The organism is Zhongshania sp. (genome assembly GCF_029212375.1).
Taxonomy (GTDB): domain Bacteria; phylum Pseudomonadota; class Gammaproteobacteria; order Pseudomonadales; family Spongiibacteraceae; genus Spongiibacter.
The window spans coordinates 43,098-64,298 of the sequence record NZ_JARGNU010000017.1 but is presented as its reverse complement, the minus strand read 5'-3'; the positions used below and the strand labels follow the sequence as shown (position 1 = coordinate 64,298).

The following is a 21,201-nucleotide window of genomic DNA, read 5'->3' as shown; positions in this document are numbered from 1 at the left end:
AATTCGTATACGTCATACCGGACTTGATCCGGTATCTCATTGGGCGGCACCTTAGCCGCTTCGTAGCAGTAGATTCTGAATCAAGTTCAGAATGACGGTGTGGGGCGTTCAGAATGACGGTGTTGGGGGGTCAGAATGACGGTGTGGGAGTTCTGAATGACGTGTAGGTGGTTCATCGCGGCGACGTATTTGCATTTAAGTATCTGCTCCGTGCTTAATGCACTCATGCGCAGCTAAAACGCCAATAAATAATAATGTAAAGGAAATGGGTATGGACCGTTTAAAATCATTCTTTATTTCAGCGTGGATGAGCTTGCTCGTGGTGGGCGCGGTGCGCAGTGGCTGGGCAATTTACCAAAATCCCCATGCGCTTGCTTGGTATTGGGCTCTGCTGTGCATGCTTGCGCCATTATCCTTTTTTGCTTGGGTGTTTACGTTTAATGTCGCTCGCACCCAAATGGCGACCAAAGCGGTGTTAGGTATTACGCTAATTACATTGCTAGGCGCCGCGTTGTCGCCACTTATTATCGAGCCGCTTGCATGGATACTCGGTGCAGGGGTGATCGGAACGGCTGTGTACGAATGGTGGTACTCCAGCTTTGGCGGCAGGCACAATCAATTACTCGGTGTTGGCCAAACACTGCCCAACTTAGAATTTATTAACGCCGCTGGCACGTCGATTAAAACGCGTGAATTGAATAAACCGCTGCTCATGATTTTCTATCGCGGCAACTGGTGCCCACTGTGCATGGCGCAAATTAAAGAGATTGCCGGCCAGTATCGAGAGCTAGCTGCAAAAGGCGTAGAGATCTTGCTTGTTAGTCCTCAACCGCAAAGCCACACCGTCGACTTGGCGCAGCGCTTTGAAGCACCTATGCGCTTTTTGGTAGATACAGATAACGCAATGGCCAAGCGCCTAGGGATTGCCGCGGCCAATGGCTTGCCATTAGGAATGGAAGTTTTAGGTTATGACAGCGACACCGTCATGCCCACGGTTATCATGACCGATGCCGCGGGCAAGATATTGTTTGCCGATCTTACCGATAATTATCGGGTACGACCCGAGCCAGAAATATTTTTGCGCGTGTTTACCCAAGCGGGGATATAAGGCCGAGCATTCGCCTGCGCTAAACTACTCCAAACTGGCCAACCAGGCGCGCCCGCCTAATCTGCGCTGCTGAGTGAGGTTCCAGTTGGCGCGCTCAACTAAATGTGGTGCTGGCGCGGCGGGTTTGTAATTGAGAGGGCTGGGCAGGCTAGAAGCCAGCAGTGCTGACTGCCAGCTAGACAATTGCGCAGCGGGAATTCTAAAGTGGTAGCGACTGGCCGCGGCTAGTCCAAACACGCCGTCGCCCCATTCCGCGATGTTTAAATAGACTTCTAAAATACGCTGTTTGGGCCAGCACAGCTCCACCAGACCAGTGAACCACACTTCCAAACCTTTGCGTACCCAACTGCGACCCGTCCACAGATACATATTGCGTGCGACCTGCTGGCTAATGGTGCTCGCGCCGCGCAGGCTGCCTCGGCGCTCACGCTCAGCAAAGGCTTTTTGAATAGCTTTTAAATCGAAACCATAATGCTTTGGAAAATTCTGATCCTCAGAAACCACCGCTGCCAACGCCGCATGGCGGGGTATCTCATCCCAACTGAGCCACTGCTTTTTTAAGTGGTAGTCGTTACCGCGCTGCTGCCAGCTGCGCTCGAGCATTACCATGCTGACTGGTGGGTTGATCCACCGAAACGGCAATACCAGCGCAACGCTCAGTAACAGCAATATAAGCGCCGCACGCCAGAGCATTCGCGCTATTGTATTTTTATTCGCCATGCCAAGTTCCATAGTGAGTTTTGCCCGCTCTTTTTATACAGGCAAAGATCAAGGTTAGTCTACCGCATGCTCAGACGAAATATTTCGGCGTTGGTTGCATCCCTGCGGCACCTTAGTCGCTTCGTAGCGGCAGATTCTGAATCAAGTTCAGAATGACTGGCTCTTATACGTCATACCGGACTTGATCCGGTATCTCATCGGGCGGCAGCTTGGCCACTTCGTAGCAGCAGATTCTGAATCAAGTTCAGAATGACGGTGTTGGGAGTTCAGAATGACGATGCGGGCGGTTAGAGGGACTGGTTCTTTACGTCATGCCGGACTTGATCCGGTATCTCATCGGGCGGCAGCTTGGCCGCTTCGTAGCAACAGATTCTGAATCAAGTTCAGAATGACGGTGTGGAGGATTCAGAGCGACAGTGCAGGCCGTTCAAAATGACTGGCTCTTATACGTCATACCGGACTTGATCCGGTATCTGGTGGGGTAACCGTGCATTGGTTCAGCGGCAGTGGCTTGCCAAGCGCAAGGTGGTCACCGTTACTCAGTCTTTACGCAAACATACACCGAATTAGTCGATTCGCCATTTTGAAAGGGATTGTAAAACGATACCACGTGGGAGGTGACGCTCTTAAACACGGTTTGCAGCAAAGCCTCAAAGCTTGGTTCCGGCAGGTTTTGCGACCACATGGCAAACACGCCATTTGGTTTAAGTTGCGCCGCCATAAGTGCGAGATTTTCGGTGGTGTAAAAGCCTGCGTTGGCGGGGTTTAAGAATTCGGTGGGGGAGTGGTCGATGTCGAGTAGGATGGCATCAAACTTTTTGCCTGCGCACTGGGGATCAAAGCCCGTGCTCGGCGCAGTAGCAAGCTCAAAAAAACTGCCCAACACATAGCGGTTGCGGGCGTCGGCGTTGAGTATTTTCCCCAGCGGCACTAGCTCATCTTTATGCCAGCCAATAACCGTGTTTAAGGCATCGACCACCAGTAGCTCGCTAATTCGTGTGTCTTTGAGCGCCGCAACGGCGGTGTAGCCTAGCCCCAAACCGCCCACAACCACACTCAGCGTATCGCCCTGAGTTGCCGCTAAACCGAGGGTAGACAAGGCCTCTTCGGCATCGACAAACATGCTCGACATTAAAAATTCGTCGCCTAGCTTAACCTCATAAATATCCCGATCGCCAAAGGCGGGCATACGCCGTCTGCGCAGCGAGATTTCACCTAGGGCGGAGGCTTGGCTATCAATTTCTTCAAATAACAGGGGCATGGGTGATGTGTTCCTAAAGAGCCACCGGGCTCAGGTGTATTTTTATAATTGCCTAAACTACCATAATTCCAAGATCTGACCGAATGCGCTTATCACCAAACCACAGCCCGCTATTTCCTTAAAAACCGATGTCGCGGTAAAAGATCGGGGCCGTCGTACACGCTTTTAATATCAGACACTGAATAGACTGCACTCGGGTCCAGGGTGGTAATTAAGCTAATTAGCTCGCCGATATTGCGCCGCTTTTCGATAATAAACAGCACTTCAATGGGGTGGGCTTCGCCCATATCGCCGTCTACAGAAACCACTTTATAGCCGGTTTCACGCAGTTTATCGGCCAGCACATCGCGGTTAAAAGAAATGCAGCGAATAAGTTCTTTGCCAATTGCAAAGCGGCTTTCAATTGTAATACCAACGTAATTGCCCACTGCAAATCCGCTGGCGTAGGCCACCGCTAAATACCAGTGGTCGAGGTTGGTTAGCACCTGTCTGGCTGCGATTAACCAAATCATAATTTCGAAAAAGCCGATAACAGAGGCCAGTAGTTTATTGCCGCGAAACACAACGATGGTGCGAAACGTACCAAGTGAAACATCCGCAACCCGAGCAAAAAAGATTAGCGGTACTAATAAAAACGGATAATCTAGCAACAATTCCATACAGACAGCCCCTTATTGGCGGCCAGTGAAACATAAAGGCCAACACAAGGGCAGACAAACCTCTGTTGGGTGTTATTGGCTGATTGAATATAAGCTCTGCCGCCCCTTATTGGCGGCCAGACTGCTGGTTATCGATACTCCATGCGCGCCGACATCCGATTGAAAAAGCGCGGGAAAAACCGCTTTATAGTGGGTGCCAGAGCGCTAATACCTTTGCCAACCACAATTTCGTCGCGGCCGTTAAGCATGGCTTTAATAATATCTTGTGCGCACTTTGCTACCGGCATGCCGTTAATAATCGACTCGTCGTCTTTATTCTGAGCCTCGCCGCTGCCATTTAGGGCATTCACCGCGATATTGGTTTTAATGGAACCTGGGCAAACGGTAAGGCATTGAATACCCTGTTGGGCAGTTTCTGCGCGCAGGCAATCCATAAAGCCCACCACCGCGTATTTGGATCCAGAATAACCGGTGCGCAGTTTAGAGCCGACTTTGCCGGCAACGCTGCTAATACTAACGATCATTCCTTGTTGCTGAGCAATCATGCCCGGTAACAGCGCCTTGGTCATTGCAACTGTGCCAAGATAATTGACCTCCATTAACTTTCGGTACACCGCCAGCTCGGTATCCACAAAGAGCGAGCGCTGGGAGATGCCGCCGTTGTTAATTAACACGTGCACGGGGCCTATCTCGGCTAATTGGCCAGCGACCGCGGCTAGCAGATTATCGGCATCGGCTAAATCTAAGGGCACCACCCAATGGCGGTCGAGGCCGCCAGGCAGTGATTCGGCCAAAGCAATTAAGGTATCTTTACTGCGTGCAGACAGCACCATGCGCGCGCCGCGTTCGGCGAGTTGCCTACACAACTCCATACCAATGCCAGAGCTCGCGCCAGTCACCCAAATGGTTTTATTATTTATTTCCATTTTTATCCTCGTAAATTTTGGCATTGTTTTATATTAGGCCGCCGTAGCGATTTGGTTTAGGCGCTTATTATTGTTATACACCAATGCCTACTCACATTGAACAATGCTAGCGCTAATTCGTGCAAGCGACATGGCTAATAACGAAAGGCGCAATTTTATTGCGCTAACGAGATTTTTTGAAACTCACTAATACCGTGAAAAGCGGCGGTGTGCAGAATTTTTTACAGACTTTTATTCGCAAGGTGGCCTATTCTGAGTAAGGCTTCAAACTCTGCAATCGGTACTGGCTTGCTGAATAACTAGCCTTGAAAGGCGGTGCATCCGCAGGCTAAAAGTAATTGGCGCTGCTCTTCGGTTTCTACCCCTTCGGCAATCACTTCTATATGGAGAGTTTGTGCCATGGATATAATGGTTTTTACAATCGCTTCGTCACTGCTGTTTGTCGCAATATCGCATACAAAGGATTGGTCGATCTTAAATTGATTGAGAGGTAGCTGCTTGAGGTATTGCAGCGAGGAATAGCCGGTGCCAAAGTCGTCTAAAGAGAATTGAACGCCAACTTCTTTTAGCGCGTTCATTGTGGCAACGGTAACGTCGATGTCTTCCTGTAATAGGCTTTCTGTTAATTCCAGTTTGAGCAAGTTTGCGGGAATAGCATGGCGTTGCACCGCCGCTTGCACTTGCGTCACAAAATCGCTCTGCCTAAATTGCAGGGCACTCACGTTAACAGCAAGACTTAAGTCCCGTGTCAGTGCGTCTTTCTGCCACTCACCAAGTTGCGCGCAGGCGGTTTCAACAACCCAGCGACCAATCGGTACAATTAATCCGGTAACTTCTGCCAGTGGAATAAAGGTGCTCGGCGGCACCAAACCGCGCTTGCGGTGGGGCCAGCGGATTAGCGCCTCTGCGCCAATAGCTTGGTTGGCCGCGTTCATTTGAATTTGGTAATGCAATTGAAAATGCGATTTATCAACAGCAATGCGCAATTCATGTTCGAGGCTGGCGCGAACATTAATAATGTCCTGCATTTCTTGGTTAAAGAAGCGCAGGGTATTGCGGCCTGCCTGCTTGGCGTGATGAATGGCAATGCCTGCTTGCTTAAGTAGCTCTTCTGCAGATTTACCATCATCCCCAAAAAATACCGCACCCATACTCGCGGTGCCACGATATTTATGAAGATAAAGTTGGTAGGGCTTGTTGAGCGCGGCAAAAATGGTATCGCTCATGGCCTTCGCCATTGCCGCCGCTTCAATGGGTTCTTGGTCTAGGTCTTCTAGAATAACCACAAACTCGTCATCCCGCACCCGCGCTAAGGTATCGCCGTCACTTAAACACGAATTTAAACGTTGCCCCGTTTTTTCTAGCAATAAATCACCGTGGCCATAGCCCAAGGTGTCGTTGATATCTTTAAAATTATCTAAATTAATAAAAATTACCGCACTCTGCGAACCTTTGCGCAGGCTGGCCGCGAGTGCGTGTTGGAGCCGGTCTACCAATAAGCGGCGATTGGGTAAGCCGGTGAGCGGGTCATAAAAGGCCAAGGTGTTGAACTCGGCGGCGCGCTTATCTTTTTCTTCGTTTTGAAAAGCCAGCTCGGCGTTGGCAATAGTCAGTTCCGCGGCGCGTTTACCTTTCTCTTCGTTCTGAAATGCCAGTTCGGTGTTGGCGATGGCAAGCTCGGCGGCGCGTTTACCTTTTTCTTCGTTCTGAAAGGCTAGCTCAGTATTAGCTGTGGCCAGCTCTGCAGCTCGCTTGCCTTTCTCGGCATTTTGAAAGGCCAATTCGGCGTTGGCAATGGCCAGTTCTGCGGCGCGCTTGCCTTTCTCGGCGTTTTGAAAAGCTAACTCCGCATTGGCAATGGCCAGCTCGGCAGAGCGCTTACCTTTTTCAGCGTTTTGAAAAGCCAGCTCAGTATTGGCCGTGGCTAGCTCCACGGCGCGTTTATCTTTTTCTTTGTTTTGAAAAGCCAGCTCGGCATTGGCGGTGGCGAGTTCCGCGGCGCGTTTACCTTTCTCTTTGTTTTGAAAAGCCAGTTCAGAGTTGGCAATATCCAGTTCGGCGGCGCGCTTATCCTTTTCTTTGTTTTGAAAAGCCAATTCGGAGTTGGCAGTGGCCAAGGCCGCGTTGGCAGAAGCGAGCTTTGCTGAACTGGTCTTACTACTCTTTTTATGCACGGACATACTCCGCGTCGTCACCCAGTGGTGTCGCCGCTACAGATACTTTTAATATCCTTATAAATTAGTTTGTTACGATAGATTGAGATGCGATATGTAGAAAAACTGCTACTGCACGCTTTATATGATTGCGCTCTTTGCGAGCGTTAGGATGGCCCAGCCAAGGTAATTCCTGCCAAAGGGCTTTACTTGCTAAGTAATAATAATGTACTTACATCTTGCCCATAATAGGGAATGACCGCAATGATTAAACCGCCTAATGTGAATTAAGCAGACAAAACCTGCGTAAGCCATGGGCCGAGTGCGCTTGAATAATGCGAGGAAAGGCGCAGCCACGCTGCGCCTAAGGTCTTTAAGGCTTAATTGCCCCAAATTTCTGTTACCAGCTCAGGGTGATCTACAAAGGGGTTGCGATTGCCCTGATAAGAATAGGCCGCCTCATTGCGATCTATTTCCTTTTGGCTAACTGGGTCTTGTTGGTGCCAGCTTTTTAATAAGTTTAGCGCCCAGCTTTCAAACACCTGATTGGCGGTGCCATTCAAAACCGCATCGCTCGTGCTGCTGTTGTTTTCCCAGTTGGCAATTACATTTTGGTAGCGGGTCGCCATATAAAAATAGGCCCGCGCAAGATCGCCCTTAAATTCGTCTATCGGCTCAAATACCGTACCGCTGTACCCCAAGCCGCTGATCGGCGAGCCTAATTTAGAATTGTTTTGTGAAGTAAACGTGGCACTGCCAACTTCGCCATAGGGGTAGTTGCCGCGCTGGGAATTTACATAGCCGTCGCTGGCAAATATATGGTGAACATCCGAGTTCATTGGCTCAACCGCGCCGCCAAACCAACTGCGCGGAAAACTGTGTTCGCGGTTATAGCAGTCGGCTTCGCTATTGTAGCTACCGCATTGGGAGCTGCTATTGCTGTAAACATAAGCATCGTTGCCGCTGGGATTTTCTGAATAAATATCCAGTAAGGAGCCGTCGTTCTCGTAGTAGTTGTCGCGCTCATTACTATTGTAAAACGTCCACAGTGCGCCATAGCCCTGCGAACTATGATTTTTAATAATATTATACAGCTCAGTTTTTAAGGCGTAGCCACTCATGCCGTCGGCACTGGCGTAATAGCCACTCAACCCACTGCCAGTACCGCCACCACTGCCAACCGTAAAACTGGTGGTTTCTTGGCTGCTAAATTGACCGCCGCTGGCCACTGTTGTGCCAGCCACCGACACACTATAAGAACCGTTGCCATTGCTGCAACAAATACCATCGCCGTAGGAATCGAGAATGGTAAAATTGTAGTCGCCATCACTCAAACAAAGATCGTCGCTGTAGCTTTGATTACTCCCATAGCCGCTGCCGTTGACGACCACCGTGCCGCCTTTAGCCAGCTCCCAGCTGGTTTCGGCGCCGTAGTTATCGGTAGTTAGATTCACTAGCCCAACGGTATCAGCGCATGCGCCGCCAGCGGTGCTCGGTTGAAAATCGTCTACATAAACCACCTCCGAGCCGTCAAAACCGCTTACATCATAAAAGCGCAGGCCAATTTCAATGGTGGTGTTGGCGGTGGCCGTATAGGCGTAGCTAATTTGCTGCCACTGATTTAGCAGCAACTCACTAGAATAGCCTTGATAGCCATCCACGTATAAACGCGCTTTTACGCCGCCCTCGGTGTGATAAACCCACGCGCTAAAGGTATAGCTAGTGCCGCTAACAACCGCCACGCTTTGCCGGAAATCGGTAGAACCTTGGCTTGTGGTGTTTACCGTTACCGCCGCAGACAGTGCACCGGTTTTGGCTGTTGCCGAGGAGCTAAGGCTAATCCCACTGTCGATGGTGGTCCACTGCTCAGGCGCGCCTGCGGCCCATTGTTCAAAGTCGCCATTGCCAACCTGAGCAAAGCCAAGCTGCGCCGAACAGAGGCATATCAGCGTCGCTAATTTTTTCAACATAAATCCGTCCCTTCACATTGCACAAAGGGCGCATATTACGAAGGGCAAATGACAGTTGTGTTGCTAAGCAATGACAGTGGGTAATACCGCTGTAGTTAAATAGAAATTTGCGGCAGCGTGCACACTTCTATTACGCGTAGGTTTTTTTATTTGGGCTTTTTGCGCAGAGCAACTTGATGATGAGAGAAATCATCGCCCTTGGCGAGGCGGTCGTAAAGCACCACATTCACCGTGGCGGCTAAATTCATGCAGCCTTCAGTGGGAATGTAAACAACGTCTTGGCATAAATCGGTGATCTCTTTCTTTAACGTGCCGTCTTCTGGGCCAAATATATAAAACGCTTGGGCGGGGTGTTTGTAGGTGGTTAGCGGTTTAGCGTCTTTGACCAGCTCCACCGCCACTGGCACACAACCTAGGGGAATGGTGTCCATGAGGTCTTTAACATTAATCAGCGGAATTTTTTCATGTACTTTTTTGGTGTCGGTGTAAAAGGGCTTGGCGCGGTCGTAACGCACGCCGGTATAGAACACCGAGTTAACCCCGTAGCAGCCCGCGGCGCGCATCACCGAGCCAACATTCTCAACAGATTTTGGATTGAATAAGCCAATGCAGGCGTAGTTGTTTTTCATAGGGTTTACACAGTCATACTAAAATAATGTAGCCAATATAAGGCAGTGTAGTGCCTTGTTTATGGGGGTGTCTTAGCGACAGGCGTAATGATGGCACTTTTTGGGGTGGTTTTGGGGAAAAGGTGATGCTGTGCGGCGATGGTGGCCGATTTTAGAATCTCTATGTTTCTGCTAGCTTTATTTCGTCCACTGGCATCTGGTCTATACTGCAAGCCTATCTTCGCGATTAATCTAAAGACCAAAAATCTCAATGACGACTAATCAATCCCACCAAACCACCAAGCCCTCCTTGCTAGCCTTAATCATCGGCCCAGCTATGCTGGCAATAACCCTGTTAATCCCTGCCCCAGCCGGGATGAGCGCCGAAGCATGGTTGGCTTTAGGCGCAGCATTGTGGATGGCGACATGGTGGGCAACAGAGGCGGTGCCGATTCCGGCGACGGCGTTGTTGCCTTTAATTCTGGTGCCGGTGTTGGGCGTTGCCAAGGTGGGGGATTTGGCGGATGCCTATGCCAACGGCATTATCTTTTTGTTTTTGGGCGGTTTTCTTTTAGGTTTGGCGATGCAGCGCTGGAATCTGCACCGCCGAATTGCTTTGAATATTTTGTTGGCAGTGGGGCAACAGGCTAATCGGCAAATTGCGGGCTTTATGATTGCCACCGCATTTTTGAGTATGTGGGTGAGCAATACCGCGACCAGTATTATGATGCTGCCAATTGGTTTGTCGGTAATTAGTTTTTTACCTGCGGGCAACGAGACTGAGCGCCGCCGCTTTGCGGTGGCTTTGTTGCTGGCAATTGCTTACAGCGCGAGCATTGGTGGTATTGCGACGTTAATCGGCACGCCGCCCAATGCGATGTTGGCGGCGTATTTAAAAGAGACCCACGAGGTTAGCATCGGCTTTGCCCAGTGGATGATGATTGGCCTGCCGGTGGCGGTGGGCATGTTGGTGTTTACTTGGTGGTGGCTGTGTCGCGAGGGTTTTGCGGGTTTAGAAACGGCGGGCAGTCGCGATTTGCTGCGTGCAGAGTTGCACAAATTGGGACCGCTCAGCGGCGCCGAGGCGCGGGTATTGCTGATTTTTGTGGGCACGGCAGCGGCGTGGATTTTTCGGCCCCTATTAAACGATTATGTGCCGGGTGTTAGCGACACGGTGATTGCGATGGCCGCGGGGGTGTTGTTGTTTACGGTGCGCTCCGGCGGTCCAGACTCGCAAGCCTTGCTCGACTGGGAGAGCGCCGAAAAATTGCCCTGGGGTGTGTTGCTATTATTCGGTGGCGGCTTGGCTTTGGCAGTGATGATTAAAGACTCTGGCTTAGCGGAGTGGCTGGCGCAAAACGTTGCTTTGTTAAATGCGTGGCCACTGTTTGCGGTGGTGCTGGTAATTGTGGCGGTGATTATTTTCTTAACCGAGATCACCAGTAACACCGCGACCACGGCGACTTTCTTACCCCTGCTTGGCGCGCTGGCGGTGGCGCAGTCGGTATCGCCGATGCTGTTTGTGATTCCCGCCGCGATTGCCGCGTCTTGTGCGTTTATGATGCCGGTGGCAACGCCGCCCAATGCGGTGGTATTTGGCAGCGGCGAACTGCGCATTAAAGACATGATGCACGCCGGTTTGTTGTTGAATCTGTTCGGCATAGGCTTGGTGAGTGTGTTGGGTTATTACATTGTGCTCGCGGTGTTTATAGCCAACTAAGTGGGTTTTGCGTTGATGGTAAATTTCTATTTGGAGACGTTACGATGAATATCGCGCTTATGTGTATCGCCATACTTGGCGCCTTAAGTATTGGCTTAGGAATAATGGTGAGCCTGCAGCGGATAAAAGAGAAAAAGGGCACGGGCTGCCCAGACGACCCTAAAAGCCAATTGCATAAAGTGATTCGCGCCCACGCTAATACCGTGGAATTTGCACCGGCGTTGATGGTGTTGATCTACATCTTAAGCCAGTCGCAAATGGCGGCTTGGGTGCTGTGGTCGGTCATACTGGTAACGGTGTGTCGCATAATATTGGTGGCGGGCTTAATTTTGCCAAGAACCATGGCGCGGCCAAACCCGTTGCGGCAGATTGGCGCGGGTGGCACGTATGTTTTTGGCTTGGCGCTGTGTGTGGCGGTTTTGCAGTTGGCCGCGGTATAGGGAGAGACAGACGTCTGAGGTCAGACGTCTGACGAAAAATCAAAAGCCGCTTTTGACTGGACTCTAGACGCGAACGCCGCAAGCGTCAGACCCCCGACGTCCGACTTGCCGTTCAGATATCCCAACTTGGCGTAGTACTTGGCTTTTGCTCAGCACTCGCCGCAACTATATTCTGCACCCCAAGGTGGTGAGACAAAAACACTTGCCCGCTTAGGTGTTTCATAAACTCGGTGTGGGCGAGTACGTCCATCACAGGGCCTTTCACTTCTGATAAATGCAGGGTAATGCTGCTGTCTTTTAAGCGCAGGTTGATGGATTCTAGTACTTCTAATGCGCTTAAATCGATTTCATTTACTGCGGTACACATCAAAATAACGTGCTGAATATCGGGATTGCCGTCGACGAGTTCGTAGACCTTGTCTTCGATAAATCCGGCATTGGCAAAGTACAGGCTTTCGTCAATGCGCAGCGACAGGATATTGCTGTGGGTGATAACTTTGTGACGATTAATGTTGCGGTAGTGCTCGGTGCCGGGCACTTCGCCAACCACGGCCATATGGGGTACCGAGGTTTTGTATAAGTGCAAACCCAGGGAGGCAAACACACCGCAGGCGACGCCGGTTTCTACGCCCATGATCAGAGTCACAACTAGGGTGGTGACCACCGCTATAAAATCGCTGCGCGCATAGCCCCACGATTTTTTGATGATGGAGAAATCCACCAGCGATAAGACCGCAACGATAATGGTGGCCGCTAAGGTGGCCTTGGGTAAGTACGCCAAATAAGGCGTGAAATACATGGCGGCAGCGGCAATGCCCACCGCGGTAAACATACCCGCAGCGGGGGTAACTGCGCCGGCGTCAAAGTTAACCACCGAGCGTGCAAAGCCGCCAGTGACTGGATAGCCGCCAGAGAATGAAGCGGCAATATTGGCGGCGCCAAGGCCGATTAGTTCTTGGTTTGGCACTATGCGCTGGCGGCGTTTTGCTGCCAAAGTGTGGCCAACCGAAACCGATTCGACAAAACCAATGATTGAAATAAACACCGCCGACAGCATTAGCTCGCGCCACGCGTCGTGGCCGAGTTTGGGCATTTGAAAACTGGGTAGGCCGGTGGGCACTTCGCCAACTAAAATTACGCCTTTGCTGCCGAGGTCGAAATAGAAAGCAGCGTAGCTGGTGGCGATAATGCCCAGTACGGGGCCGGTTTTGGCCAGCATGCCAGCGGCTTTGTCGCCAAGGCCTGCGCGCACCAGCAGCGGTTTAAGGCCGCTGCGCACCCAGAATAAAAAGATCAGTGTGGGTAGGCCCACCGCCACGGTATAGACGTTGGTACTGGCTACCGAGGCGTAGAGCGAGTGCAGCAGAGAAAACAGGTTTTCGCCGTGGGCTTTGATGCCCAAAATATATTTGAGCTGGCTACAGGCAATGATAATACCCGAGGCGGTGATGAATCCGGCTATTACCGGATGGGATAGAAAATTGGCCAAAAAGCCCATGCGCAGCAAGCCCATGCCGAGCAGGAATACCCCAGATAAAAACGCCAGCAATAAGGCAGCTTCGATATAGCCCACACTGCCCGCACTGGCAATATGGCCAATGGCCGAGGCGGTCATGAGCGACACCACCGCTACCGGCCCCACCGACAAGGTGCGGCTGGTGCCAAAAATGCCGTAGGCGACCAGCGGCAACATACTGGCGTACAAGCCCATTTGCGGCGGTAGCCCAGCGAGCAGGGCGTAGGCGAGAGACTGGGGAATTAGCATTATGGTGACGATAAGCGCCGCCAGTAAATCACTGAGCAGTACGTCGCGATTGTATTCGCCAGCCCATGTGATAATGGGAAAGTAATTTTTTATCGCTGTTATTTTCAAAATTTTATTTCCTAAGCTTCATCGCTCATCACGGGGTTTACCAGCCACTCTTTGCCCTTGAGCATAGCGCGCCAGTAGATGGGCGGCAGTAATTTCTCTTTTAAGAACCACGCCGCACGAGTGGGTTTGGTGCCGTCGATAAGCCATTTTGGAAAGCTCGGCAGCAGCATGCCGCCGTAACCAAATTCGGCTAATACAATTTTTCCGCGCTCTACCGTTAACGGGCAGGAGCCGTAGCCATTGTAGTGGGCAACTTGGTGAGTGCCCTTGATGTCGGCAATAATATTGGCGGCCACAATGGGCGCTTGCACCCGCGCAGCGGCGGCGGTTTTGGCATTGGGTGCATTGGCCACGTCGCCCAGCGACCAAATATTGTTGAAGCGCTTATGGCGGAGCGTGTATTGATCTACATCTACCCAGCCAGCGGCGTCTACCAGCGGGCTACTGCGAATAAAGTCGGGGGCGGTTTGCGGTGGGCAAACGTGGATCATATCAAATTCGCGGCTCACAATTTCGGTGCCGCCGTCGGCGGTGGTGGTTTCAAAGTAGGCGGTTTTGTTGTCGCCATCGATGCGCACCAGTTTGTGGTTAAACTTTAAGTCTGCTTTGTATTTTTTAACGTATTCCATTAAGGCGGGCACGTAGTCGGCCACGCCAAACAGCACCGCGCCAGCATTGTAAAACTCAATATTAATATTGTTTATGCCCTGATTTTTATACCAGTGGTCGCCAGACAAATACATGGCTTTTTGCGGCGCGCCCGCGCATTTAATGGGCATGGGCGGTTGGGTAAACAGAGCGCGGCCACCTTTTAAATTGCGAACTAATTCCCAGGTGTAGGGCGCCAGATCATAGCGGTAGTTAGAGGTTACGCCATTGCGGCCAATGGTTTCACTTAGGCCTTCAATGCCGTCCCAGTTCAGCTTTATACCGGCGGCCACCACTAGGCGGGTGTATTTAATAAGTCGACAGCCTTCGAGGGTAACGGTGTTGCTGGCGGGGTCGAAGGCGGCAACAGCGGCCTTGATCCAGTCGGCGCCTTTGGGAATAAGCGAAGCCATTTCGCGCATGGTTTGCTCAGGGGTAAAAATGCCTGCGCCAACTAAGGTCCAGCCGGGCTGGTAATAGTGTTTGTCGGCGGGGTCAATAATGGCAATAGACAGCGCGTTGTTTCTGGCCAGCAGGCTGGCTGCGGTCGAGATGCCCGCGGCGCCACCACCAACAATAACCACGTCGTAGCTTCGCAGCGCGTCCATTTCGCCACTCTTGCCGGCAATACGGGCAGCCACGCCGCTCATGTCGTAGCCCGCGGCTTTTGCGGCGGCAACAATCTCTGCGAGCGGAAGTTGCTTGGCCTGGCTCAGTGCCCACAGGGTGGTAGAGCGCATGCCGCTGCGGCAGTAGGCGTGAAAGGGGCCGTTCTGTTTGAGTAGTAACTCGCCAAAGGCGGCGGCTTCTGCATCGCCAACTTTGCCGGTGATAACCGGCAGATAATGGCATTGTATGCCGTGCTCAGTGGCAGCCTTTTCTATTTCAGTAAATAGCGGTTGGTCTGCGCCTTCGCCGTCGGGCCGGTTGCAAATTAGGGTGCGCACGCCGCGCTTGGCCAGCTCGCCAATATCGCTGGCCAGTAATTGCTCAGAGACACTTAAGTTGGAATTCAATTCTTTAATGTTCATCGTAACTCCCTAATTTGGCCGGTTGTGTTGGTGGCTTAAAGCAGGTTTAGCGGTAATTTAAGATAGACCACATCGTTGGTGTCGGCTTTAGGTAAATGCCCTGCGCGCATATTCACTTGCAGTGACGGTAAGATCAGCCTGGGCATGCCCAGCGTTGCATCGCGCTTTTCGCGCATGCTCACAAAATCACTTTCGCTAACGCCTTGATGAACGTGAATATTGTTTTCGCGCTCTTGTTTTACGGTGGTCTGGTATTCAACGTCGCGGCCATTGGGCATGTAGTCGTGGCACATGAATAGGCGCAGTTCGTCGGGGAAAGACAATATACGTTGAATGGATTGGTACAGTGTTTTTGCGTCGCCACCGGGGAAATCGGCCCGTGCGCTGCCGCCGTCGGGCATAAACAGGGTGTCGCCAACAAAGCAGGCGTCGCCCATGATGTGGGTCATGCAGGCGGGTGTGTGGCCGGGGGTGTGCAGGGCGTGGCAGCGCATTTCGCCAACCAGATATTCGTCGCCGTCGTTAAATAGTTGGTCGAACTGGGAGCCGTCGCGGCAGAAGTCGCTGCCTTCGTTAAAGATTGTGCCAAAGGTGGTTTGCACCGTGGTGATCTCGGCGCCAATGCCAATTTTGCCGCCCAGCTTTTCTTGAATATAGGGCGCGGCCGAGAGGTGGTCGGCGTGGACGTGGGTTTCAATAATCCATTGCAGTTCCAAATTGTGGCTGCGGATATAGTCAATGATTTTATCTGCGCCTATCAAGCTTAGTCGCCCCGCCGCATAGTCGATTTCCATTACCGAATCGACCACCGCACAGGCGTTGCTTGCCGGGTCTTTAACTATGTAAGAGAAGGTATTGGTGGGTTCGTCAAAAAACGCCAGTACCACAGGTTTTACAGACAGGTCTGCTTTAAAGGGTAGCGTAGTCATTATTAAATCTCCTTTCTCGGTTTATTCGTAAGACAAAGCAGTGGCTTTGCCGTGGAATATTCGGTAAACAAAAAATGTGTAAAACAAAATGACGGGCAGGGTAATGACTACGCCCACCAGGGTAAATTGCAGCGATTTCACCGAGGCGGCAGATTCCCAAATGGTGAGGCCGCCAATAATAATGTCGGGGAAAATACTGTAGGCCAAACCTAAACTCGCCATAAAGCAGATCGCCACGGTGCAGGCATAGATAAGCCAACTATAGCCCTTGCTGAACATTTCGGGTTTGTTTAACGCCACCACAATAAGGCCGTAGCAAAAAAGGCAAACCATGGGGATCGGCATTAAATACAGAGCATTGGGCAGGGTAAACCATTTTTCGGCAATGCTGCTGCTCACCAGTGGGGTGGCGATAGACACCATAAACAGGCCCAAGCCCATGGGCCAGATGGCCATTCGCGCCCATTCAATGGCTTTATTACGCAGCTCGCCGTCGGTTTTCATGAGCAGCCAGCCACAGCCCAAAATTAGGTAGAGCGCGGGTAGGGTCATGGCGATGAGGGCAGAGAACAATAAGCTGGTGGTGCTGTGTTGCAAGCCGGTGATATAGGCGCCGAGCATCCAGCCCTGGGCTACCGAGGAAATTAAGGAGCCGGCAAAGAAGGCCTTATTCCACAGGCCGCGACGGTGGTCGCCGGCTTTTACGCGCAAATCAAAGGCCACGCCGCGCAGTATTAAGCCCATTAGCATAATGGTGACGGGCACATACAAGCTGGTGAGAATAATGCCGTGGGCGATAGGAAAGGCAATTAGCAACACGCCCACGCCCAGCACAATCCAGGTTTCATTGGCATCCCAGAACGGCCCAATTGAGGCGATCATCATGTCTTTTTCGGCTTCGTTAGCCAGCGGCACTAACATGCCAACGCCCAAGTCGTAGCCGTCGAGAATAACGTAGATCAACAAGGCTAGGCCCATGATGCCCATGTAAATTATTGGTAGCCAATATTCCATTGCTTAGGCCTCCTTGTTAGTGGCTTGGGGAGCGCTGATTGCCGTGAGGCTCAATGACGCTGCGGGTTTGCGCGACAAATTGAGCAGCGCGCCAATATACGAGGCCAGCAAAAAACCGTAGAGCAATATATAGCCAAATAAGGTGCCGCCCACGGTGGCGCTGCTGTGGTCGGCAACCACGTCTTGCACTTTGAGCACGCCGCTTACAATCCAAGGCTGGCGGCCAATCTCGGTAACATACCAACCCGCTAACACGGCGACCCAGCCCGAGAAGGTCATGGCCGACAGCGCGTAGAGCAGTGGTTTAGTAGGGGGCTTTTTGTCTCGCATTTGCCATGCTGCCCACCATGCAACTAAGACCATTAAACCGCCGATCGCCAGCATTATGCGGAAGGACCAAAACACGATGGCGACGGGTGGGTGCTCGCCTTCGAATTCGTTTAAGCCTTTGACTTCACCGTTAGCGTCATGGGTAAGTATTAAGCTTGCCGCGTAAGGTACTTCTAGAGCGTAGCGATTAGTTTTAGTTTTTTCGTCAGGTAACGCGAAAATGGTAAACGGCGCGCCGTTTTCGGTTTCCCACACGGCTTCCATAGCTGCGACTTTCGCGGGTTGATGCTCTAGGGTATTCAAGCCGTGAAAGTCGCCAACCAGTATTTGAATGGGGGCGAGTACCGCGGCGATGACTACGCCGGTTTTCATTACCTTCCAGGTAGCGGGGCCGTCGACATTGCGCAGCGCCCGCCAGGCGCTAACACCCGCAACCACAAAGGCCGAGGTCAACATGCAGGCAATGAGCATATGGAAAAAGCGATAGGGGAAGGAAGGGTTGAAGATCACCTCCATCCAGCTGTCGACCATTACCACGCCATTTTCAAGATGGTAGCCGGTGGGGGTTTGCATCCACGAGTTGAGACTCAAGATCCAGAACGCCGAGAGGGTGGTGCCAAAGGCCACCAGAAACGAGCTGATTAAATGCATGCGGTTAGAGACACGGTCTTTGCCGAATAACATAATGCCGAGAAACGAGGCTTCTAGAAAAAATGCGCTGAGCACTTCGTAACCCAGCAGTGGTCCCGCCACATTGCCGGCTTTTTCCATAAAGCCCGGCCAGTTGGTGCCAAATTGAAAACTCATGGTAATACCCGATACCACGCCCATGGCGAAGGTGAGGGCGAAAATCTTTACCCAAAAAAGGTAGGCGTATTCCCACGCTTTGTCGCCGGTTTGGGTGAAGCGCAGCCGAAAGAACAGCAGAATCCACCCTAGGCCAATGGAGATGGCGGGGAATAGAATATGAAAACTGATATTGGTGGCAAACTGAATGCGCGCCAGCACAAAGGGATCGAAATCCATATTCATCCTCCTGGAATGGGTGGTCGCCCAGGGTGAGTTCGCTTGTGTAGGCGAGCGCAGCCCAAATGTTGACAATTAGCTAGTAGAGAGCAAGGCCAGTGCCAGATCAGCGTTGAGGGCGGTGATGTTTTCTAAGTATTTGTTTTATATAAATTAAATAATTAGGTGAAGCTAGTAAGCAATGACTGGACTAGTATTAAGCGCGTTAAATTGTCATTATTGGCAAAATGCTTAGACAAAAATGACAAAACTATGCAGCTAATCGCGAAGGACTCAGACCGCAATGTTGCCCGCATGCTTGATGGCTTTGACTACCCCGCCATCTTGGTGTCGGCAGATTACGAAATTTTAGCAACCAATGAGCTTTATACCGCGACCTTTGGTGAGATACCCCGCGATCGTGGCTCTCGGTGTTATGAGATCTCACACGGCTATCGGGTGCCCTGCGATCAGGCGGGTGAAAGCTGCCCGCTGCTGGCCTGTAAAAGCTCTGGTAGCAAAGAGCGGGTACTGCATATTCACAGCACGCCGCGCGGCAAAGAGCATGTGGATGTTGAAATGCTGCCCATTCGTGGCGACGATGGCGAGCTAAAGTATTTTGTTGAGATTTTAAAGCCGGTCACTATTGCCAGCGCCGAATTTAGCACCCAGCAAATGGTGGGCCGCAGCCCTGCCTTTAATCGCTTAGTAGACATGATTAACCTTGTCGCCGCTCGCGATACCTCGGTGTTGTTGATGGGGGAGTCGGGCACCGGCAAGGAGTTGGCGGCCAAGGCCATTCACGATGCCAGCCCTAGGCACAAGCACACTATGGTGACGGTGGAGTGTGCAGGGCTTACTGAAACTCTGTTTGAGAGCGAGTTATTCGGACATGTTAAAGGCGCGTTTACCGGCGCGGTGAGCAATAAACCGGGCTTGTTGGAAAACGCCGAGGGTGGCACCTTGTTTCTAGACGAGATTGGCGATGTACCGCTGGGCATGCAGGTTAAATTGCTGCGCTTAATCGAAACCGGCAGCTATCGCGCGGTGGGCAGCACCCAGCTTAAGCGTGCCCAATTTCGTCTGATTTGCGCCACCCATAAAAACTTGATGGAACAGGTGGTCAGCGGTGCGTTCCGCGAAGACCTTTATTACCGTATTAATGCTTTTCCTATTGTGTTGCCGCCGCTGCGCGAGCGCCGCGAAGACGTGGGTTTAATTGCTAAATCTATCCTTAGCAAGCTCAGCCCCGATGAGAATTACCGCCTTACCGACTCGGGCATTAAAATGCTCAGTGAGTGTCACTTTGCCGGCAATGTTCGAGAATTGCGCAATATACTGGAGCGCGCCACGATTTTTGCGCATTCTAATATTATTGACCTTAAAATTCTTGAGCGCTGCTTGTTAGACGCGGCGCCTCGGCAGAAAATACCTGAAACATTTTTGTGGGAAGATTTAAAAACCCGCGAAGTGCGTTATCTTAATGATTTGCTTAGTTATTGTCAGGGTGACAAGGCGCAGGCGGCAAAAATCGCCGGTATTAGCTTGCGGTCCTTTTACCGCAAACAGGGCAGCATTTTTTAAGTTCATTGCAGGGTGTTGCTAGTCTCATGGGAGATTCCCTTGTATTGCTGAGCAGGGGGCATTTCAAAGTGTGTGCACAGTTCACGGGGATTACAGTGGCATGTTGAGCTTACTAAAAATATTGTTCTTTGGTGGGGCAAGTTTATTAACGCCACAAGCCATCGACCTCGTTGATAACACAACTATTATTAGGCTTGCCGAACCTATTTCGGCGATTACTGAGAATGCGTCGCTGACTATTGACGTGAGTCAGTACATTAGCGCCGATAATGAAAAAGACGCCGCTACCGAGTTTCCGCGGGCTTTTCCCGAAGACTGTATTAGCGCCATGCTACACTCTAAATTTGGCGTGTCGGTGTTCTTAAACCACACCGAGGGCCGATGGATTAACGGCCAGAAACTGTTGCGTTTAAGCGCATCTGCGGGGATGGAGGCTGGGCTTAATTTTGACCGTTTAGAGCTGCATGTTTGCAAGGAAATACGGCACACCACTTTAACGTGGTATAACTATGATAAGCCGTCTTTTCTACCCTAGAATGAAAAGTGCTAACTAAAGCGCCATAGAGGCCAATATTGATGAACAGTGAAGCAATGCTGTTATGGAGTTTATTATTCAACTCTATTGGTTTGGGTTACTTTGTTTATGGCCGCAAGCAAGGCAATAAAGTAGTGTTGTACAGCGGTGTAGCCTTAATGCTCTACCCCTATGTGTTTAGTAGTGTTTTGGCGGTGATTGGTGTTGGTGTACTGCTGATGTGTTTACCACGGTTTTTTAACTGGTGAGTGACGCGTGTTTGCGTGACTGTTCTGATAATTATAAATATGCACTTTGGAAAAGACATGATTGAAGTTATTCATAATACCGGCAACCGCATTGATATCTTAATCAATGGTAAGGTGCATTCTCACGATATGAAATTGGCCTTGGATACGCTAATTGAGGAATCTGAAAATATCGAAAATGGGGTGATGGTATACCGCATCGTCGATTTTAAATTTCCGTCGCTGGCGGCAATGGCGGTTGAGTTTTCGCGCATGCCTAAGTTGCTTAGGGTAATGAAGAAGTTTACCCATATTGCGGTGTTAACCGATAAGAAATGGCTTAAAAAAGCGAGTGAACTTGAAGGTAAGCTGTTTCCGTATTTAGAAATAAAGGCCTTTGATTTTAACGATATTGAAGAGGCAGAAATGTGGCTAGAAGCAGCGGCTTAAGTTGCCGCTT

The 21,201-nt window shown here is 51.1% G+C and carries 19 protein-coding genes; 7 read left to right on the top strand and 12 right to left on the bottom strand.

Translation table 11 applies throughout. The features are described from left to right. Positions 1 to 271: 271 nt before the first annotated feature. Complete coding sequence (locus tag P1U47_RS15340) at positions 272 to 1,108, top strand: peroxiredoxin (protein ID WP_301030085.1); 837 nt, start codon at positions 272 to 274, stop codon at positions 1,106 to 1,108. 24 nt (positions 1,109 to 1,132) lie between these two features. Here P1U47_RS15340 and mtgA read toward each other — a convergent pair whose 3' ends face one another. The 7 genes from mtgA to P1U47_RS15305 form a co-directional block, all read right to left on the bottom strand. Then, entirely contained in the window at positions 1,133 to 1,828 is a 696-nt protein-coding gene (mtgA, locus tag P1U47_RS15335; protein WP_301030084.1) for a monofunctional biosynthetic peptidoglycan transglycosylase, read from the bottom strand. Positions 1,829 to 2,363: 535 nt separating this feature from the next. Next, positions 2,364 to 3,089, bottom strand: coding sequence for a spermidine synthase (locus P1U47_RS15330; protein WP_301030083.1), 726 nt, complete (start codon positions 3,087 to 3,089; stop codon positions 2,364 to 2,366). 110 nt (positions 3,090 to 3,199) lie between these two features. Continuing rightward, entirely contained in the window at positions 3,200 to 3,748 is a 549-nt protein-coding gene (locus P1U47_RS15325; protein WP_301030082.1) for a DUF2179 domain-containing protein, read from the bottom strand. Between the two features lie 128 nt (positions 3,749 to 3,876). Continuing rightward, entirely contained in the window at positions 3,877 to 4,674 is a 798-nt protein-coding gene (locus P1U47_RS15320) for an SDR family oxidoreductase (protein WP_301030081.1), read from the bottom strand. A gap of 299 nt (positions 4,675 to 4,973) precedes the next feature. After that, positions 4,974 to 6,848: an EAL domain-containing protein gene (locus tag P1U47_RS15315; protein WP_301030080.1), complete on the bottom strand. Its 1,875-nt coding sequence runs from the start codon at positions 6,846 to 6,848 to the stop codon at positions 4,974 to 4,976. Between the two features lie 359 nt (positions 6,849 to 7,207). Continuing rightward, a complete protein-coding gene (locus P1U47_RS15310; protein WP_301030079.1) occupies positions 7,208 to 8,797 on the bottom strand; it encodes an endonuclease in 1,590 nt (529 codons plus the stop codon). 146 nt (positions 8,798 to 8,943) lie between these two features. Continuing rightward, positions 8,944 to 9,426, bottom strand: a complete 483-nt coding sequence (locus P1U47_RS15305; RefSeq protein ID WP_301030078.1) for an RNA methyltransferase — start codon at positions 9,424 to 9,426, stop codon at positions 8,944 to 8,946. A 250-nt stretch (positions 9,427 to 9,676) separates the two neighbouring features. Here P1U47_RS15305 and P1U47_RS15300 point away from each other — a divergent pair, with 250 nt between their 5' ends. Together P1U47_RS15300 and P1U47_RS15295 are read left to right on the top strand one after the other, a co-directional pair. Beyond that, positions 9,677 to 11,125, top strand: a complete 1,449-nt coding sequence (locus P1U47_RS15300; RefSeq protein ID WP_301030077.1) for a DASS family sodium-coupled anion symporter — start codon at positions 9,677 to 9,679, stop codon at positions 11,123 to 11,125. A gap of 44 nt (positions 11,126 to 11,169) precedes the next feature. Continuing rightward, positions 11,170 to 11,565 (top strand): MAPEG family protein, encoded by a 396-nt coding sequence (locus tag P1U47_RS15295; RefSeq protein WP_301030076.1) that lies wholly within the window; start codon positions 11,170 to 11,172, stop codon positions 11,563 to 11,565. Positions 11,566 to 11,677: 112 nt separating this feature from the next. Here P1U47_RS15295 and sulP read toward each other — a convergent pair whose 3' ends face one another. The 5 genes from sulP to P1U47_RS15270 are packed head-to-tail and all read right to left on the bottom strand — an operon-like array spanning position 11,678 to position 18,416. Continuing rightward, on the bottom strand, positions 11,678 to 13,438 hold the full coding sequence (sulP, locus tag P1U47_RS15290) for a SulP family inorganic anion transporter (protein ID WP_301030075.1): 1,761 nt from the start codon (positions 13,436 to 13,438) through the stop codon (positions 11,678 to 11,680). Between the two features lie 11 nt (positions 13,439 to 13,449). Next, positions 13,450 to 15,117 carry a bifunctional protein tyrosine phosphatase family protein/NAD(P)/FAD-dependent oxidoreductase gene (locus P1U47_RS15285; RefSeq protein ID WP_301030074.1) on the bottom strand — a complete coding sequence of 556 codons (1,668 nt, stop codon included), beginning with the start codon at positions 15,115 to 15,117 and terminating at the stop codon, positions 13,450 to 13,452. Positions 15,118 to 15,152: 35 nt separating this feature from the next. Further along, positions 15,153 to 16,046 (bottom strand): MBL fold metallo-hydrolase, encoded by an 894-nt coding sequence (locus tag P1U47_RS15280; RefSeq protein WP_301030073.1) that lies wholly within the window; start codon positions 16,044 to 16,046, stop codon positions 15,153 to 15,155. Between the two features lie 21 nt (positions 16,047 to 16,067). Beyond that, positions 16,068 to 17,060, bottom strand: coding sequence for a cytochrome d ubiquinol oxidase subunit II (locus P1U47_RS15275; RefSeq protein WP_301030072.1), 993 nt, complete (start codon positions 17,058 to 17,060; stop codon positions 16,068 to 16,070). 3 nt (positions 17,061 to 17,063) lie between these two features. Then, positions 17,064 to 18,416: a cytochrome ubiquinol oxidase subunit I gene (locus tag P1U47_RS15270; protein ID WP_301030071.1), complete on the bottom strand. Its 1,353-nt coding sequence runs from the start codon at positions 18,414 to 18,416 to the stop codon at positions 17,064 to 17,066. Between the two features lie 252 nt (positions 18,417 to 18,668). Between P1U47_RS15270 and P1U47_RS15265 the strand changes: the two genes are divergently transcribed. From P1U47_RS15265 to P1U47_RS15250, 4 genes are all read left to right on the top strand, one after another. Further along, positions 18,669 to 19,979 carry a sigma 54-interacting transcriptional regulator gene (locus P1U47_RS15265; protein ID WP_301030070.1) on the top strand — a complete coding sequence of 437 codons (1,311 nt, stop codon included), beginning with the start codon at positions 18,669 to 18,671 and terminating at the stop codon, positions 19,977 to 19,979. Positions 19,980 to 20,079: 100 nt separating this feature from the next. Next, a complete protein-coding gene (locus P1U47_RS15260; protein WP_301030069.1) occupies positions 20,080 to 20,514 on the top strand; it encodes a hypothetical protein in 435 nt (144 codons plus the stop codon). Positions 20,515 to 20,555: 41 nt separating this feature from the next. After that, the gene (locus tag P1U47_RS15255; protein ID WP_301030068.1) at positions 20,556 to 20,762 is read left to right on the top strand and encodes a hypothetical protein; all 207 of its coding nucleotides are present in this window, start codon (positions 20,556 to 20,558) and stop codon (positions 20,760 to 20,762) included. Positions 20,763 to 20,819: 57 nt separating this feature from the next. Then, positions 20,820 to 21,191 (top strand): STAS/SEC14 domain-containing protein, encoded by a 372-nt coding sequence (locus P1U47_RS15250; protein ID WP_301030067.1) that lies wholly within the window; start codon positions 20,820 to 20,822, stop codon positions 21,189 to 21,191. Positions 21,192 to 21,201: the final 10 nt, after the last annotated feature.

Bases quoted from the DNA above. Each gene is read 5' to 3' on its own strand.
- P1U47_RS15265 (WP_301030070.1), top strand. From the start codon at position 18,669: ATGCAGCTAATCGCGAAGGACTCAGACCGCAATGTTGCCCGCATGCTT.
- P1U47_RS15275 (WP_301030072.1), bottom strand. From the start codon at position 17,060: ATGGAATATTGGCTACCAATAATTTACATGGGCATCATGGGCCTAGCC.
- P1U47_RS15340 (WP_301030085.1), top strand. From the start codon at position 272: ATGGACCGTTTAAAATCATTCTTTATTTCAGCGTGGATGAGCTTGCTC.
- P1U47_RS15255 (WP_301030068.1), top strand. From the start codon at position 20,556: ATGAACAGTGAAGCAATGCTGTTATGGAGTTTATTATTCAACTCTATT.
- P1U47_RS15305 (WP_301030078.1), bottom strand. From the start codon at position 9,426: ATGAAAAACAACTACGCCTGCATTGGCTTATTCAATCCAAAATCTGTT.
- P1U47_RS15325 (WP_301030082.1), bottom strand. From the start codon at position 3,748: ATGGAATTGTTGCTAGATTATCCGTTTTTATTAGTACCGCTAATCTTT.
- P1U47_RS15330 (WP_301030083.1), bottom strand. From the start codon at position 3,089: ATGCCCCTGTTATTTGAAGAAATTGATAGCCAAGCCTCCGCCCTAGGT.
- P1U47_RS15260 (WP_301030069.1), top strand. From the start codon at position 20,080: ATGTTGAGCTTACTAAAAATATTGTTCTTTGGTGGGGCAAGTTTATTA.
- P1U47_RS15280 (WP_301030073.1), bottom strand. From the start codon at position 16,046: ATGACTACGCTACCCTTTAAAGCAGACCTGTCTGTAAAACCTGTGGTA.
- P1U47_RS15310 (WP_301030079.1), bottom strand. From the start codon at position 8,797: ATGTTGAAAAAATTAGCGACGCTGATATGCCTCTGTTCGGCGCAGCTT.
- P1U47_RS15295 (WP_301030076.1), top strand. From the start codon at position 11,170: ATGAATATCGCGCTTATGTGTATCGCCATACTTGGCGCCTTAAGTATT.
- P1U47_RS15250 (WP_301030067.1), top strand. From the start codon at position 20,820: ATGATTGAAGTTATTCATAATACCGGCAACCGCATTGATATCTTAATC.
- P1U47_RS15270 (WP_301030071.1), bottom strand. From the start codon at position 18,416: ATGGATTTCGATCCCTTTGTGCTGGCGCGCATTCAGTTTGCCACCAAT.
- P1U47_RS15285 (WP_301030074.1), bottom strand. From the start codon at position 15,117: ATGAACATTAAAGAATTGAATTCCAACTTAAGTGTCTCTGAGCAATTA.
- mtgA (WP_301030084.1), bottom strand. From the start codon at position 1,828: ATGGCGAATAAAAATACAATAGCGCGAATGCTCTGGCGTGCGGCGCTT.
- P1U47_RS15320 (WP_301030081.1), bottom strand. From the start codon at position 4,674: ATGGAAATAAATAATAAAACCATTTGGGTGACTGGCGCGAGCTCTGGC.
- P1U47_RS15300 (WP_301030077.1), top strand. From the start codon at position 9,677: ATGACGACTAATCAATCCCACCAAACCACCAAGCCCTCCTTGCTAGCC.